15 protein-coding genes are annotated in these 16003 nt (G+C 64.9%); 10 read left to right on the top strand and 5 right to left on the bottom strand.

What is annotated here, in order from left to right; all coding sequences use genetic code 11:
* Positions 1-63: 63 nt before the first annotated feature.
* The 9 genes from lgt (at position 64) to H2052_RS01080 (ending at position 8015) form a co-directional block, all read left to right on the top strand.
* Positions 64-903 carry a prolipoprotein diacylglyceryl transferase gene (gene lgt / locus H2052_RS01120; protein ID WP_293776902.1) on the top strand — a complete coding sequence of 280 codons (840 nt, stop codon included), beginning with the start codon at positions 64-66 and terminating at the stop codon, positions 901-903.
* Positions 900-1910, top strand: coding sequence for an SAM-dependent methyltransferase (locus tag H2052_RS01115; protein ID WP_293776900.1), 1011 nt, complete (start codon positions 900-902; stop codon positions 1908-1910). Before lgt ends, H2052_RS01115 begins: the two co-directional genes overlap by 4 nt.
* Positions 1907-2428, top strand: a complete 522-nt coding sequence (locus H2052_RS01110) for a GNAT family N-acetyltransferase (RefSeq protein WP_293776898.1) — start codon at positions 1907-1909, stop codon at positions 2426-2428. Before H2052_RS01115 ends, H2052_RS01110 begins: the two co-directional genes overlap by 4 nt.
* Positions 2425-3189: a peptidoglycan editing factor PgeF gene (gene pgeF, locus H2052_RS01105; RefSeq protein ID WP_293776896.1), complete on the top strand. Its 765-nt coding sequence runs from the start codon at positions 2425-2427 to the stop codon at positions 3187-3189. Before H2052_RS01110 ends, pgeF begins: the two co-directional genes overlap by 4 nt.
* A 100-nt stretch (positions 3190-3289) precedes the next feature.
* Positions 3290-4222 (top strand): ribose-phosphate pyrophosphokinase, encoded by a 933-nt coding sequence (locus H2052_RS01100; protein WP_121052045.1) that lies wholly within the window; start codon positions 3290-3292, stop codon positions 4220-4222.
* Between the two features lie 2 nt (positions 4223-4224).
* A complete protein-coding gene (locus H2052_RS01095) occupies positions 4225-4791 on the top strand; it encodes a DNA-3-methyladenine glycosylase I (RefSeq protein ID WP_293776888.1) in 567 nt (188 codons plus the stop codon).
* A 17-nt stretch (positions 4792-4808) separates the two neighbouring features.
* On the top strand, positions 4809-6599 hold the full coding sequence (locus H2052_RS01090; protein ID WP_293777220.1) for an ABC transporter ATP-binding protein/permease: 1791 nt from the start codon (positions 4809-4811) through the stop codon (positions 6597-6599).
* Positions 6600-6674: 75 nt separating this feature from the next.
* Positions 6675-7163, top strand: a complete 489-nt coding sequence (locus H2052_RS01085; protein ID WP_293776886.1) for a pyridoxamine 5'-phosphate oxidase family protein — start codon at positions 6675-6677, stop codon at positions 7161-7163.
* 69 nt (positions 7164-7232) lie between these two features.
* Positions 7233-8015, top strand: coding sequence for a hypothetical protein (locus H2052_RS01080; protein ID WP_293776884.1), 783 nt, complete (start codon positions 7233-7235; stop codon positions 8013-8015).
* Between the two features lie 3 nt (positions 8016-8018).
* Here the strand turns inward: H2052_RS01080 and H2052_RS01075 are convergent, their stop codons facing one another.
* Complete coding sequence (locus H2052_RS01075; RefSeq protein ID WP_293776883.1) at positions 8019-9503, bottom strand: replicative DNA helicase; 1485 nt, start codon at positions 9501-9503, stop codon at positions 8019-8021.
* Positions 9504-9562: 59 nt separating this feature from the next.
* Entirely contained in the window at positions 9563-11884 is a 2322-nt protein-coding gene (locus tag H2052_RS01070; RefSeq protein WP_293776881.1) for a patatin-like protein, read from the bottom strand.
* A 106-nt stretch (positions 11885-11990) separates the two neighbouring features.
* Here H2052_RS01070 and H2052_RS01065 point away from each other — a divergent pair, with 106 nt between their 5' ends.
* Positions 11991-12422, top strand: a complete 432-nt coding sequence (locus H2052_RS01065) for an MAPEG family protein (RefSeq protein ID WP_293776879.1) — start codon at positions 11991-11993, stop codon at positions 12420-12422.
* 9 nt (positions 12423-12431) lie between these two features.
* On the opposite strand, the gene cysS is transcribed toward H2052_RS01065, so the two are convergent.
* The 3 genes from cysS to radA are packed head-to-tail and all read right to left on the bottom strand — an operon-like array spanning position 12432 to position 15955.
* The gene (gene cysS, locus H2052_RS01060) at positions 12432-13874 is read right to left on the bottom strand and encodes a cysteine--tRNA ligase (RefSeq protein ID WP_293776877.1); all 1443 of its coding nucleotides are present in this window, start codon (positions 13872-13874) and stop codon (positions 12432-12434) included.
* 42 nt (positions 13875-13916) lie between these two features.
* Positions 13917-14552 (bottom strand): CvpA family protein, encoded by a 636-nt coding sequence (locus H2052_RS01055; RefSeq protein ID WP_293776875.1) that lies wholly within the window; start codon positions 14550-14552, stop codon positions 13917-13919.
* 17 nt (positions 14553-14569) lie between these two features.
* On the bottom strand, positions 14570-15955 hold the full coding sequence (radA, locus tag H2052_RS01050; RefSeq protein WP_293776873.1) for a DNA repair protein RadA: 1386 nt from the start codon (positions 15953-15955) through the stop codon (positions 14570-14572).
* Positions 15956-16003 lie beyond the last annotated feature (48 nt).

Raw genomic sequence — 16003 nt, 5'->3', positions numbered from 1 at the left:
CCGGCACTATGGTGCGCGGCGTCCACAGGGGCAATCCCGTCGTTTTTGAGGGCAGACAGTCGTATGTTCGCAATCGAGGCCGCGCTCACCTACCCCAGCATCGATCCGGTCTGGTTCCACATTCCCCTGCCTTTCACCGACACAAGACTGCCGATCCGCTGGTACAGTCTCGCCTACATCGGCGGCATCGTCGTCGCGTGGTGGTATCTGCTGAAGATGCTGGCGAAGCCCGGCGCGCCGATGGCGCGGCGCCACGCCGACGATCTCGTCACCTGGGTCACGCTCGGCATCATCCTCGGCGGCCGCGTCGGCTATGTGCTGTTCTACGATTTCGAACGTTTCTTCGGCCCCGAAGGCCATATCTCCGACGTGTTCAAGCTGTGGGAAGGCGGCATGTCGTTCCACGGCGGCGCGGCGGGTGTTTCGATCGCACTCCTTATCTACACATGGCAGCAGAAGCTGAGCTGGCTACGCGTGCACGACTATATCGCCTGCACCATCCCGTTCGGTCTGTTCTTCGGGCGTATCGCCAACTTCATCAATGGCGAGCTCTGGGGCCGCGCGACGGACGTGCCGTGGGCGATGAAGTTCCCTACCGGCGGCGACGTGCTCCGTCACCCGAGCCAGCTCTACGAGGCGGGGCTTGAAGGCATCGTGCTGTTCGCGATCCTCTGGTATCTCTTCTGGAAGACCGATGCACGCTACAAGCCCGGGCTCCTCGTCGGCGCGTTCATGCTCGGCTACGGCGTGTTCCGCTTCGTCGTTGAGTATTTCCGCGAGCCCGACGCGCAGCTCGGCACGCTGTCGTGGGGCCTCACCATGGGCCAGACGCTGTCCACCACGATGATCGTCGCGGGTGCCTACTTCGTCGCGACGGCGGGCAGGCGCGCGCTCGCGAAATGACCCCGCTCGGGCGCAAGCTCGCCGCGGAGATCGAAGCGCGCGGCCCGATCGGCGTCGATCGCTACATGGCGGAATGCGTCGCGGCCTACTACGCCGGGCGCGATCCGTTCGGGCGCGGCGGCGACTTCACCACGGCGCCCGAAATCAGCCAGATGTTCGGGGAGATCATCGGCCTGTGGATGGCGGACCTCTGGGACCGCGCCGGGCGGCCCGCCCGCGTGAACCTCGTCGAACTCGGCCCGGGACGCGGCACGCTCATGGCCGACCTCCTGCGCGCCGCCCGCGCGCTGCCCGCCTTCGCCGACGCGATCCGCGTCCATTTCGTGGAAACGAGCCCCACCCTCCGCGCGGCCCAGGCGCAGCGCGTCCCGGCAGCCGAGTGGCACAATGATCTCGCCGAGGTGCCGCAAGGCACCCCCCTGCTCGTCATCGCCAACGAGTTCTTCGACGCCCTCCCCATCCGGCAAGAGGTCTACTTTGACGGCGCCTGGCACGAGCGCCGCATCGGCATCGCGGCCGACAACTTCGTCTACATCCCCAAAGGCGACCCCATCCGCGAAACCGCCCCAGCCCGCGCCGAATACGCGACCACCCTCGCAAACCGGATCGCAGCAGACGGCGGCGCAGCCCTCCTCATCGACTACGGCTACGAAGGCCCAGCCGAAGGCGATTCCCTGCAAGCCCTCGCCGCCCACGCCGCCGCCGATCCGCTCGCGGCACCGGGCGAACACGACCTCACCGCCCACGTGGATTTCACCGCCCTCGCCGAAGCAGCCCGCGCGGCCGGCGTCTATGTTTCACCCCTCGCCCTACAAGGCCCGTTCCTGCTCGCGCTCGGCATCGACGCCCGCGCCGAGCGTCTCTCACGCAGCCTCGACCCGGAAGCCCGCCATGCTATAGCGGGCGCGATGCGGCGACTGACCCTGCCGCAGGCCATGGGGAGCCTGTTCAAGGTGCTTGCATTCACGCACAAGGATTGGCCCGAGCCAGCGGGCTTCGGCGCATGAGCATCACATTCCGCACACCGACAGCCGCCGACCTTCTGGCGCTCTGCGAACTCGGTCGTCAAACCTTCATCGAGACCTTCGGCCATCTCTATGCGAAGCACGATCTCGACCACTTCCTCGTCACCGTGTTCGGCCCCGAGGGGATGCCCGTGGAGTTCGCGGACCCGGCCTACGCCTTTCGTGTCGCCGAAGCCGACGGACAGATGGTCGCCTATTGCAAGGTCGGCCCGCCCTACCTTCCCGTGGACGACGACGGTCGCAGCAAGTGCGAGCTGCGCCAGCTCTACATCCTGAAGGCGTGGCACGGGCGCGGCATCGCCCAGCCCATGATGGCGTGGGCACTCGAATGGGCCAACGCGGGCGGCTGGCAGGACATGTACCTCACCGTCTGGTCGGAGAACTACCGGGCGCAGAAGGTCTACGAGAACTACGGCTTCGAGAAGGTCGGCGACTACCGCTTCATGGTGGGCGAACAGGCCGATCACGATTTCATTTATCGCAAGGTGCTGCGCCCATGAACGTTCCCGTCCTTCACGCCCGTGCACTGGACGGCCTCCCCCACGGCTTCCTCGGGCGGCGGGGCGGCGTTTCCGAAGGCATCGTCGCGGGGCTCAACGTCGGGCTCGGGTCGCAGGACGACCGCGCCGCCATCGCGGAAAACCGCTGCCGTGCGGTGGAGGCCGTGCTGCCGGGCGCAAAGCTCGTGACACTACATCAGGTCCACAGCCCGGACACGATCGCGGTGACCGCGCCGTACCCGGACGATGCCCGCCCGCACGCCGATGCGCTCGCGACCGCCACGCCGGGCCTGCTGCTCGGCATCCTCACGGCGGACTGCGCGCCCGTGCTGCTCGCCGACCGCGAGGCGGGTGTGGTCGGCGCGGCGCACGCCGGGTGGAAGGGTGCGCTCGGCGGCGTCACCGACAGCGTCGTCGCGGCGATGGAAACGCTCGGCGCGCGCCGCGAGCGCATCGCCGCCGCCGTCGGACCCTGCATCGCCCGCGCGTCCTATGAAGTGGACGAGGGTTTCTTCCGCCGTTTCTGCGAAGCGGACCCGGAAAACGAGCGTTTCTTCCTCGACGGCCGCGCCGGGCACCACCAGTTCGACCTTGAGGCCTACGTGGGCGCAAGGCTTGCGGCGGCGGGCATCGGGCACGTCGAGCTGCTCGGCGCGGACACGTATGCGAACGCGCAGGCCTACTTCAGCTTCCGCCGCGCGACGCACCGGGGAGAGGCCGACTACGGGCGGCAGATCGCGCTGATCGGGCTTCCCGCCTGACCCCCGCTGCAACACAGATGTCATAGGCGTTGCCCGCGCCGCCTGCGGCCGCTAGTGAACCGACCGACTCGTCACCGCCAAAAACAGGGATTCGCGCGCCATGAAGCTGCTTGCGGGCAACAGCAACCTTCAGCTCGCGGGCGATATCGCCCGTTACCTCGACATGCCGCTGACGCAGGCGAGCGTGCGCCGCTTCGCGGACGAAGAGGTGTTCGTGGAAATCCACGAGAATGTACGCGGCGAGGACGTGTTCGTCGTCCAGTCCACAGCCTTCCCGGCGAACGACAACCTGATGGAACTTCTCATCTGCATCGACGCCCTGAAGCGCGCGAGCGCCAAGCGCATCACCGCCGTCGTCCCCTATTTCGGCTATGCGCGGCAGGACCGGAAGCCCGGCCCGCGTACGCCGATTTCCGCGAAGCTCGTCGCCAACCTCATCACCGTTGCGGGCGCCAATCGCGTACTTTCGGTCGATCTCCACGCGGGGCAGATTCAGGGCTTCTTCGACATCCCGACCGACAACCTCTACGCCGCCCCGGTGATGAGCGACGACATCCTCGCTCGTTACGGCTCGGAAAACATGATGGTCGTCTCGCCCGACGTCGGCGGCGTGGTGCGCGCCCGCGCGCTCGCCAAGCGGCTCGATAACGCCCCGCTCGCCATCGTCGACAAGCGCCGCGAACGCGCCGGCGAGTCCGAGGTCATGAACATCATCGGCGACGTCGAGGGCCGCTTCTGCATTCTCGTCGACGACATCGTCGATTCGGCGGGTACGCTCTGCAACGCCGCCGCCGCGCTCCGTGCCGCGGGCGCCAAGGCCGTGGTCGCCTACTGTACGCATGGCGTGCTTTCGGGTGGTGCAGTCGCCCGCGTCGAAGGCTCGGAACTGATGGAACTTGTCATCACCGACTCGATCTCGCGCCCCGAGATCGCGAATGCGAAGAAGCTGCGCCAGCTCACCATCGCCCCGTTGCTCGGCGAAGCTGTCCGCCGTATCGCTGACGAATCCTCGGTTTCCAGCCTCTTCGATTAGTGATGGACGCGAAACCCCGCTGTTTCGGCAACAGTCCCGGCAAGGAATTCTACGCCGCGTATCACGATGACGAGTGGGGTGTTCCCGTCCACGACGACGGCACGCTGTTCGAGATGCTGATCCTTGAAGGCGCGCAGGCCGGGCTCAGCTGGGAAACCGTCTTGAAAAAGCGCGAAGGTTACCGCGCCGCCTTCCACGATTTCGATCCGATCCGCGTCGCAGCAATGACGGACGCCGAGCTTGAAACGGTGCTCGCCACCGCAAACATCGTCCGCAACCGTCTGAAGGTCTGGTCCGCGCGCAGAAACGCCGCCGTGTTCCTCGAGATGCAGCGCCAGCACGGCAGTTTCGATGCGTGGCTGTGGGCCTTCGTGAACGGCAAACCCCTTGTGAACCGCCCCAAAAGCTTCAAGGACGTCCCCGCCTCCACCCCGCTCAGCGACGCCATTTCGAAGGCGCTCAAGAAGGCGGGCATGAACTTCGTCGGCTCGACCATCATCTACGCGTACATGCAGGCGGTCGGCCTCGTGAACGATCACGTCAGCACATGCTGGAAGGCGCCGGCCTGAGCGCCTATCTACAGGGCATGACGACCACCTCGCAGCAGCACCCGCTGCGCCGCTTCCTCCCCTACCTTTGGCCCGCCGACAAGCCGGGCCTCAAGGTACGCGTCGTCTTCGCGCTCATCCTCGTCCTGATTGCCAAGGCGACGATGCTGATCATGCCCTTCGCATACAAGGGCGTGATCGATTCGATGGCGACGCCCACGAACCAGGGCTTCCTGCTCGGCGTCGGCCTCGTCTTTGCCTATGCCGCCGCACGCTTCGGCGGTGTATTTTTCGACAACATCCGCAACGTCATTTTCGAGCGTGTCGGCCAGACCGCCGGCGCCGACCTCGCCGGGGAGGTCTTCACCCGCATCCACGACCTTTCGCTGCGATTCCACCTCGAACGCCGCACCGGCGCGCTCACCCGCATCATCGAGCGCGGCACCAAGAGCGTCGACACGATGCTCTATTTCCTCGCCTTCAACATCGCCCCCACGATCCTGGAGCTCATCGCCGTCTGCGTGATCTTCCAGATCAAGATGGGCTTCGAGATCGTCGCGGCGACGCTCGTCATCGTCGCGCTCTACATCTGGTTCACCCGCCGCGTCACCGAATGGCGCAGCGAGCTTCGCCGCCGCATGGTCGATACCGACAACCGCACCACGCAGCGCGCCGTCGATTCGCTGCTCAACTACGAAACGGTGAAATACTACAGCGCCGAAGCGCTGGAACGGCAGCGTTACAGCCAGTCGCTGCAGAGCTACGCGAGCGCCGCGATCAAGAGCGAGAATTCGCTCGCCGCGCTCAACATCGGCCAGTCGCTGATCACCAACATCATGATGGCGGGCGCCATGGCCTACACGGTGTGGGGCTGGAGCCAGGGCAAGTTCACCGTCGGCGATGTGGTGCTGGTGAACACGCTGCTCATGCAGCTCTTCCGCCCGCTCGACATGCTCGGCTGGGTTTACCGCGAGATCAAGCAGGGCCTCATCGACATGGAGGCGATGTTCGGCCTGCTCGACACCGTGCCCGAGATCGCCGACGCGCCCGGCGCCCCGCCACTTGCGGTCAGCGTCGGCGCGGTGCGTTTCGAGAATGTCGATTTCGGCTATGATCCCGAACGCCAGATCCTGCACGGCGTCAGCTTCGAAATCCCCCCCGGCGACACTGTCGCCATCGTCGGCGAATCGGGTGCCGGCAAGTCGACGCTCTCCCGCATCCTCTACCGCTTCTACGATATCCAGACGGGCCGCGTGACCATCGACGATCAGGATATCCGCACGGTGACGCAGGCGAGCGTGCGCGCCGCCATCGGCATCGTTCCGCAGGACACGGTGCTGTTCAACGACACGATCGGCTACAACATCGGCTACGGCCGCGCCGGCGCAACACAGATGGAAATCGAGGCGGCCGCGCGGCAAGCGCAGATCCACGACTTCATCGTCTCGCTGCCGCAAGGCTACGACACGGTCGTCGGCGAGCGCGGCCTCAAGCTCTCGGGCGGCGAGAAGCAGCGCGTCGCCATCGCACGCACGATCCTGAAAGATCCCCCGATCCTGATCCTCGACGAGGCGACGAGCGCGCTCGACAGTCGCACCGAAGCCGCTATCCAGGACGCGCTCTCGAATGTGTCGGCGCGCCGCACGACGCTCGTCATCGCCCACCGCTTGTCGACGATCGTCGATGCCGACGAGATCCTCGTCATGGACAAAGGCCGCATTGTCGAGCGCGGCCGCCACGACGGTCTGCTCGCGACAAACGGCCTCTACGCGGAAATGTGGATGCGCCAGCAGACGGAAGCCGACGACCTGTCCGAGGCTGCCGAATAACGAAAAACGATCCAGCGCATGTCGGAACCGCTAAGGGCGGCAATTGTTTCCTTCCTACACGAGGGAGAATTCGACATGGCGAACGAAGCCGAAATGGAAACCCGCTTCTGGAAAGCACTGAAGTCAGACCGAACGATGATGCTTGGACTCGACGGCGTCGAGGACGGTCATACGCGTCCCATGACGGCAATGGTGGAGGAGGAAGGTCGCGGGCCGATCTGGTTCTTCACGGCCCGCGACAACGGGATTGTTCAGGCGCTGGATGATGGACAGCGTGCGATCGCGACATTCGCCGCCAAGGATCACGACCTGTTCGCCACGGTTCACGGCACGCTGTGGATGGATAACGATCAGGTCGTTATCGAACGCTTGTGGAATCCATACATCGCCGCATGGTACGAAGGCGGAAAAACCGACCCGAAGCTCGCGCTGCTAAGGCTGGACGCCGAACACGCGGAAGTCTGGTTGAACGAGAACAGTCTTTTTGCCGGCGTGAAGCTTCTCCTCGGAATCGATCCGAAGAAAGCCTACAAGGATAAGGTTGCCGAAGTGAATCTGCACTAGGCGAGCGTAATTGCCCCCCGCGAAATCGCCCGGTAAGCTGCCGCCGGAGATCGGAGCGGAGGAAGCGATATGAAGCGCGCTTGCGTAATGATTGTGGCAACGCTCACGCTGGCGGCGTGCGATGCGAGGGAAGCCGAAAAAACAAGCGCCGTCGCCGCCGAGACGAACAGCACACCGTCTGTCGGAGCAGCAGCGCCAATTCCGGCAACCGATCTGCTCGTGAAGCGCGAGACAGCCGAACTCGATTTCCTGTGGCGTGCGCCGCCGGAACTTGCAGAGGCACCGACGCTCCTTTCCACTCTGCGCGCGCAGGCGCTTGCAAGCGCGGAGGAGATGCAGGCAGGCGCAGTGGAAGACATGAAGCTGCGGCCAGCGGACGCACCGAAGATATCGCATTTCTTCGTGCAGGACTGGACGGTCGCCGCCGACACACCCGCCCTGCTGAACGTTCGCGCCGACATCTCGATGTATACGGGCGGTGCGCACCCAAACCACGGCTTCGCGGTGAAATACTGGGACAAGATCGAGCGCCGCGAAATCAGCTTCAGCGATCTCTTCACCGACTGGACCGCTGCAGAGAAACTGCTCACCCCTGCCTATTGCACTGCGCTCGATGCGGAGCGTGTCTCGCGGCGCGGCGAGATCGAGAACGACATGTTCGACGACTGCCCACCGCTCGGTGATCAGCCCGTGGCGCTGGCGTCTTGGCCGGGACAGGACATCTCCGGTTTCCGCATCCTGCTCGCACCGTATGTCGCCGGCCCTTATGCAGAAGGCGATTTCGAGATCGATGTGCCGATGACAGACGCGCTCCGCGCGCTCGTGAAACCGCAATATCTGAAGACGAAATAGCCTCTATTCGTAATCCCGCTCGGGCAGATGCGCGTCGTCGGCGAGGTCGCTGAATCGCGTGTGCACAGCTTCGAAATGCAGATCGACGATACCTGTTGAGCCATGACGCTGCTTGGCCACGATCACCTCAGCGCGTCCACGGATGGCGATTCCCCGCTCCATCCATTTCTCGAACTTCTCGGTGCCGTCCTCGGGCTTCTTCTGGGCGTGGTAATATTCGTCGCGGTAAACGAACAGCACGATGTCGGCGTCCTGCTCGATAGTGCCGGATTCGCGAAGATCGGCGAGTTGGGGCCGCTTGTCCTCGCGCTGCTCGACAGCGCGTGAGAGCTGCGACAGCGCAATCACCGGTACATTGAGCTCCTTGGCGAGCGTCTTCAGGCCGCGCGTGATTTCCGAGATTTCGTTCACGCGATTTTCGTTCGACTGCCGGCTGCTGCCCTGCAGAAGCTGAAGATAGTCGACCACGATCAGGCCGACACCCTTCTGCCGCTTGAGGCGTCGCGCGCGGGAACGCATCGCTGCGATGGTGAGGCCGGGCGTATCGTCGATGTAGAGCGGCAAGTCCTGCAGCGCCGCAGACGCACGCACGAGATCGCGGAACTGCGCCTGATTGATCTTGCCCATGCGAAGGTCTTCGGAGCTGATCCGCGCCTGCTCGGCAAGGATACGCGTCGCGAGCTGATCCGCCGACATTTCGAGGCTGAAGAACGCGACACCCGCACCGCTCGTCTTGTCGATCTGATCGGCACGATCCTTCATCAGGCGTTCGGCGGCCGAGAAGGCGATGTTGGTGGCAAGCGCGGTCTTGCCCATCGCAGGACGCCCGGCGAGGATGATGAGATCGGAGCGATGAAGTCCGCCGATCTTGGTGTTGAGCGCATTGAGACCCGTGGTGATACCCGAAAGATGTCCGCCGGACTGCTTGGCGCGCTCGGCCATCTGCACGGCGAGCGTCGCGGACTGGGCGAAGCTCTTCACCGAGTTCGAGACCTCACCCTCCTCGGCGACCTTGTAGAGCGCAAGTTCGGCCTGCTGGATCTGATCGTGCGGGTTCACGTCCTGCGAGGTGTCAGACGCGCTCACCACCATCTCGCGTCCGACGCGCACGAGTTCACGCAGCAGTGCGAGGTCGTAGATTTGCGCTGCGAAGTCCTTCGCCGCGATCAGCGCTGCGGACTGCTCGGTAAGCTGCGCGAGGTACGCAGGGCCGCCGAGCTCGGCGAGCGCGGGGTGATCGGCGAACATCGGGCGCAGCGTCACAGGCGTTGCGAGCATGGCGCGGTCCACGAGCTTCAGGATCGCGGCGTAAATCTCACCGTGCACCGGCTCGAAGAAATGTTCGGGGCGCAGCTTCAGCTGCACGTCCTCGGCAAGCCGGTTGTCGATCATCATGGCGCCGAGCAGCGCAGCCTCCGCATCAAGGTTGTGCGGGAGAGTCGGCGAGTCAGCGGCAGGAGCCGGTACGGCACGGAGCGGTGTCAGCATGGATGCACTATACATCGCTTTCCGCGCCGTGCTCTGTGGAAATGCTGGGGATAAATTTTTTACCCGATCTCCTTGCGCAGCTCCTCGATCAGGTCCGGAATTGCCGTAAGCCGCGCCTCCTCGGCATCAAGAATGGCATGAAAGGCGCGTTTCTTGATGCCGGTGACGAACCCGGCGTCGAGGCGTTTGCCTTCTGGAAGCGCCGACACGACGATGTCGATCACGCGATCGACGCCGTGCAGGCGGCCCCAGAGATAGTCGTTTTCGCGATAGGCGCGGCTAAAGAACGCGCCGAAGCTGTTGAACTTGATGCCTTTCAATGTCGCAAGCGCGCCGCCTTCACGGATCGCGCGCGCGTCGTCCGGCGAGATGCGGTCCACCTTGATCTCGTCGAACTCGTCAAGGCCCTCGCCCTGCAGCAGGGGGAAGGTGGCGATGTCGTAGAAGGGAAAGCCGAGATAGGCTTTGAGCAGCTGCGCGCGAAGATCTGGGGCTGTGCAGTCCGTGATGATGGCAGCGAGCCGCGCATCGCCGAGCGCATCGAAGTCGGTGAGTCCGAGCGCTTCGCCGTACGCCTCGATCACGGGGATGGGGTCGTTGTTCGCGGTCGCTGCGGGGTCGCGCACCCACGGGCCGTAAAATGCCAGACGCCGGCGGTCGAGATAAGGCGCGAGCAGATCGTAGAGCGCCGTCTTCAATGCCTCGGTCTTCTGAAGCTCCTCGGACCCGCCCGCATCGCCCCATTCGTTCACGCGGCGGACGATGAAACGCAGGCGCCGGATGCGGAAGCCGAGATCATATCGGCGCAGGAACTGGACGAAGACATCGGTGTCGGCGTCCTTGGGGCGCGTCGTCTTCGTGACCCGGTCGATGCCGTTCTTGCGGACGTGCCGCCACACCTCCTTGCGGACGCGCTCGGCCACATCGCGCTCGTGCCCCCCGAGGTCGGCGAAGAGCCGTGCCATTTCCTCTACGATCTGGCTCAGTTTCAGGTGCGCGTACGCGGGATAGGTGAAGCCCGCACGCAGCACCGCCTCTGCATTCGCCTGTGCCCGCCATTGCTGAAGCTTGGCGGGCGATACCTTCGCACGCAGCTGGCGGCGGCCGATCGCATCCTCGATCGCTTCGTCCACAGTGGCGCGTATACCCTCCACGACATGGCTGAGGCGGCGCACGCGCGAGGACAGGCCGGCGAGGTGATCGAGATCGTCGCGGATCGGCTGTTCGCGCGGAATGTCGGAGAGCGAGCGCAGGATCGTCGAGAAGAAACCCGGAGGCTTCGAAGCGTCGGTACGGGTGCCGATGCTGCGGATGCCGGGCTTGGGATCAATATAAACGAAGCGCCGATCGATCTCGCGGTGCGCCGGGCGCTGGCGGAGCGCGGCAATGGCGGGCGCGAAGGGGGCGTTGTTGAGGATGCTGCCGTCGAGCAGCACCGCGTTCGACGGATCGAGACCGCCGGTGGCGCGGTGCGGGAACACGCGCGACAGAAAAGAGGTGCGCTCCGGCCAGGGCTTGCCGTCCTTTGCAAGCACACGGTCGAGTTCGCTCGGCTGGAACGGCGGGAAGGCACCGGGGAACGACGCCGTCGCACGCGCCGCGAAGGTGAGCGAGGGGATGTCGGCGAGCTTCCGCTCCGCGCCGCGCTCGCTTGAATCGCGGAAGGTGATGAGCTTCCGGTGCTCCACCTCCATCACCTCCTCGGGGCTGTGGAGGCGTAGCCGCTCGGGGTAGCCGTGATAGTCGGTGACGGTGACGAAGAGGTCGAGCGGCTGGCCGGGCGGCAGCAGCGGCGAAGCTGCCTTCGTCTCGGCCATCGCCTCGAACGCGCCCATCAGCAGTTCGGTGAAATGCTCGCCCGAAAACGGCGGCTCGAACCAGCGCGAGCGGATGAAGCGCGAAACCTTGATGCGCAGTTCCTCGCGCGCGCCCTTCTCGACGATCTCGTCCAAGGGATCGATCTGCCCGCGCGCCATCCAGAGCAGCGGCCGCGCGTAGAACTTGCTCCAGCGCGATTTGGGCACCGCTGCAGGGTCGAGAAGCTCGTCGGCGTCCGCCTTGTCGAGCCAAAGATCCGCGAGCGGCGCAAGGCTCTGCCCGCTGGAGATCGCCTGCGCGAGAAAGATGCCGTTTATGCCGCCCGCCGACGCGCCCGCGACGATATCGACGAGCACACGTAAGCGGACGTGCTGCCCAATCGCATCGAGCAGTTCGTGATAGACAGGCTCGGTGTCGCCGCCGGGTGGCTCCGGATCGGCGTCATGCCAGCTGCGGCTTGCGCGCAGCATCTTCCAAATTTCCTGCGTGATGCCGTGCATATAGACGGCAAGGCTGATGCCGCCGTAGCAAACGAGGGCCAGCCGAAGCTCTTTTTCACGCATGGGCGGACCATATCGGGACGGAATCGCCCTGTCGACCGTGAGGGTTGCGCTCGGGCGGCCGAAGGCGCAGGTTCCGCGCTTGGGAGCCAACAGGGGGAGGATGCCCATGACCTTGAACAGCAACGTGATCTCGATGCTGCAGACCATCGTCGCGATGGGACTGCTCAATCTGGTGATGTTCGTGTGGATGTACGCCACCCGGATTCCCGCGATGAACCAGGCGAAGATCGATCCGCAATCGGCGCAGCATCCGGGGTCGCTGAACACGCTCCCGAGCGAGGCGCGGCGGGTGGCCGACAACTACAACCACCTCTTCGAGGCGCCGACGCTCTTCTACGCGATGGTCATCGCCATCGTGCTCCTCGGCCACGCTGACCAGTGGCACGTGCTTGCGGCATGGGCCTACGTGATCCTGCGCGCGCTCCATTCGCTGGTGCAGGCGACCATCAACCGCGTGATGATCCGCTTCGCGCTGTTCGCGCTTTCATGGGTGGCGCTCGGCATCATGATCGTCCGCGAGGTCGCGGCGATCTACTGACCGCTGCGCCTACGCGCGTCGCCAGACCGTCGTCCCGTCCGGCTTGTCCTCAAGAAGGATGCCCTCCGCTTTCAACTGATCGCGGATACGGTCAGCCTCTGTCCAGTTCTTCGCGGCTTTGGCGGCTGTGCGGGCGGCGATTTGTTCTTCGACACGAGCATCCGCGCCGCCAGTGAACCATTCATCCGGGTCTTGCTCTAGAAGGCCAAGAATATTGGCGGCGCGAAGCAGATTTTGCCGATTGATATATATGCCACCCTCACGGATAGCCCGATCTGGCGTTACGGAGTCATTCGCCGAAAGCGAGTTCGCTAAGAAACCAGCCATTTCATGCAAACAGCCGATGGCCTGGGGTGTGTTCAGATCGTCAAGCAACGCCAACTCAAAGCCCAAGTGCAATTCACGATCACCGTTGCGATCTGCATTTACTGCGGAGTCGAAACGCTCCGCGACAGGCTTCGCGTCGCGCAAGAGTCCATAGAAGTAATTGAGCTTGTTCCGGGCTTCTTCCAACAGCCGCTCGTTCCAATCGAGCGGCTGGCGGTAGTGCGCCATAAGCAGCGCAAGGCGCAGTGTCTCGCCCTTGTGTCCCTGCTCCAGCAGTTCGCCCACCGTCACCACGTTGCCGAGCGACTTCGACATCTTCTCCTTGTCCATGGAGAGGAAGCCGTTGTGCATCCAGACTTTCGCGAGCGGCGCGCCGTCGTGGGCGCAGCGGCTTTGCGCGCATTCGTTTTCATGGTGTGGGAACTGGAGGTCGAGGCCGCCGCCGTGGATGTCGATCGTGGTGTCGAGGTGCGCTTCGATCATCGCCGAGCATTCGATGTGCCAGCCGGGGCGCCCGCGTCCCCACGGAGAGTCCCAGCCCGGCTGGCCCGCCGCGCTCGGCTTCCAAAGCACGAAATCGCCCGGGCTCTTTTTGTACGGCGCCACTTCCACACGCGCGCCCGCGATCATCTCGTCCATCGGGCGGCGAGACAGCGTGCCGTAGGCGGCATCCTTCGTGATGTCGAACAGCGCATGGCCATCGGCGGCATAGGCCGCGCCCTTCTCGATGAGCGCTTCGATCATCGCGACCATCTGCTGCACATGCTCCGTCGCGCGCGGTTCATACGTCGGGCGCAGCACGCCGAGCGCGCCCATGTCGGCGCGGTAGAAATCCTCGTAGCGCTTGGTGATCGTCTCGATCGGCACGCCTTCGGCCTCGGCCGCAGCCATGATCTTGTCGTCGATGTCGGTGAAGTTCCGCGCGTAGTGCACGGCGTTGTCGCCATAGGTGTGGCGGAGCAGCCGGAACAGCACGTCGAACACCACGGCGGGCCGGGCGTTGCCGATGTGCGCGCGGTTATAGACCGTGGGGCCGCACACATACATCGTCACCCGGTTCTTGTCGGCGGGCGTGAGGACGTCCTTCTGGCGCGTCAGCGTGTTGTAGAGGCGGATTTCGGTCATGATCGCGCCCCTAGCGCGAATCCGCAGCGAAGGAAACTCCGGCTAAATCTCGGTGCCGCTCGAATCGTCCAGCAGGTCGTCGAGCGCGTCGCGCTCTTCGTGGGTGTAGCCCTCGCCGCTGCTCGTATCGCTGTAGTGCTGGTCTTCGGGAGACGCGCGCGGCCTGTCGTCACCAAGGCCGAGCCCTTCCTGCCGGTCTTCGGCATAGTCGATGATCGCGCGGCTGGTGATGTCAAGCAACGGCTCCGTCTTCGCGGCGATCAGCCATTCCGGCAGCTTTTCGTTCCCGCCCCAGATGAGCGCGTGACCGCGCGTCACCACGAGGAACACGAGGCTGACGACGATGAGCCCCTTCACCGCCCCGAAGCCGAGCCCGAGCACGCGGTCGATCGGCCCGATCACCGAACGCTTGGTCCGGTCGCCGAGCAACCGCCCGACAAGGCGGAACAGGAAGAAGGTGCCAAAGAAGATGACGACGAAGGCGATCGCCGCCGCCGCGACCTCGCTGCCGACCATGCCCGCCGCAATGAGCTTGCCCGCCGGGTAGAAGAGCTTGAGCGCGACGACCGCCGCGACCCATGCGAGCAGGGTGAGAATCTCGGTAACGAACCCCCGGATCGCGCCGAGCACGGCAAGCGCGCCCACGATGAGCAGAACGACGATGTCGAACCCGGTCATGTCCATATTTCGCGGCCCTAATCCGAGCCGCAGAGGTGGTCAACAAGCCCCGACAAATGTTTGAAGCCTGTGGCTTTCATACCATTGGGCACGCCGTCTCCCTTCGCGGTCGCGCCGCCCGGCAGGAAGGCGCGCTCGAAGCCGAGCTTCTGCGCTTCCTTGAGGCGGAGTCCGAGGTGCGGCGCGGCGCGAACCTCGCCCGAAAGCGCGATTTCGCCGAGCGCCACCGTATCGAGCCGGATCGGTCGCTCCGCCATCGCCGAGGCAAGGGCGGCGGCGACCGCGAGGTCCGCCGCAGGGTCCGAGATGCGCAGGCCGCCCGCGATGTTGAGATAAACCTCGCAGGTCGAGAAGTTGAGCCCGCAGCGCGCCTCCAGCACCGCAAGGATCATCGCGAGCCGCCCCGAATCCCAGCCGACAACCGCGCGGCGCGGCGTCGCGCCCGAAGGCAGACGCACGACGAGCGCCTGCACCTCCACCATCACCGGCCGCGTGCCCTCGATCGCGGGGAACACCACCGATCCCGGCACCGGCGCCTCGCGCTGCGTGAGGAACAGCGACGAGGGGTTCGAAACCTCTTCGAGGCCGAGCGTTCCCATCGCGAACACGCCGATCTCGTCCGTGCCGCCGAAGCGGTTCTTCACGGCGCGCAGGATGCGGTACTGGTGCGAGCGCTCGCCTTCGAAATAGAGTACGGTATCGACCATGTGTTCGAGCACGCGCGGCCCGGCGATCTGCCCGTCCTTGGTCACGTGCCCGACAAGAACCACCGCGGCCCCTTCGGACTTCGCATAGCGGATCAGCTCCTGCGCGGCGGCCCGCACCTGGCTCACCGTGCCGGGCGCGCCCTCCAGCATGTCCGAATGCATGGTCTGGATCGAATCGATCACCAGCAGGTCGGGCACCGGGTTTTCGGCAAGCGTCGTCAGGATGTCGCGCACCGAGGTCACGCTGGCGAGCGCCACATCCGCCTTGCCGAGCCCAAGGCGCTGCGCGCGCAGCCGCACCTGATCGGCCGCCTCCTCGCCGGACAGATAGACGATTCGCTTGCCGGCCAGCGCCATCTTGCCCGCGACCTGCAGCAGCAGCGTCGATTTTCCGATGCCTGGATCGCCGCCGATGAGGATCGCGCTGCCCGGAACCACGCCGCCACCGAGCGTGCGGTCAAGCTCGGCGATCCCGGTGGGCAGCCGGGGCGGCAGCGGCGTATCTTCATCCAGCGACTGCAGGCGAAACGCTGCACCGCCACGCGACAGCGACTGCTTCGCCGAGAAGGGCGTCACCACCGCGCCCGCATCCTCGACGATGCTGTTCCACTCCTTGCACTCACCGCACTGCCCCGCCCAGCGCGGGCTCACCGCGCCGCACGCCTGACAGACAAATTGGGTTTTCAGCCGCGCCATTCACCACCCGAGATCAAGAACATAAAAAGAACATATCGATCACCCGCA

It is taken from the genome of Sphingosinicella sp. (assembly GCF_013911755.1).
Classification (GTDB): domain Bacteria; phylum Pseudomonadota; class Alphaproteobacteria; order Sphingomonadales; family Sphingomonadaceae; genus Sphingosinicella.
Note: the sequence above shows the minus strand (reverse complement) of the source record. Positions and strands in the feature narration are given on the sequence as shown.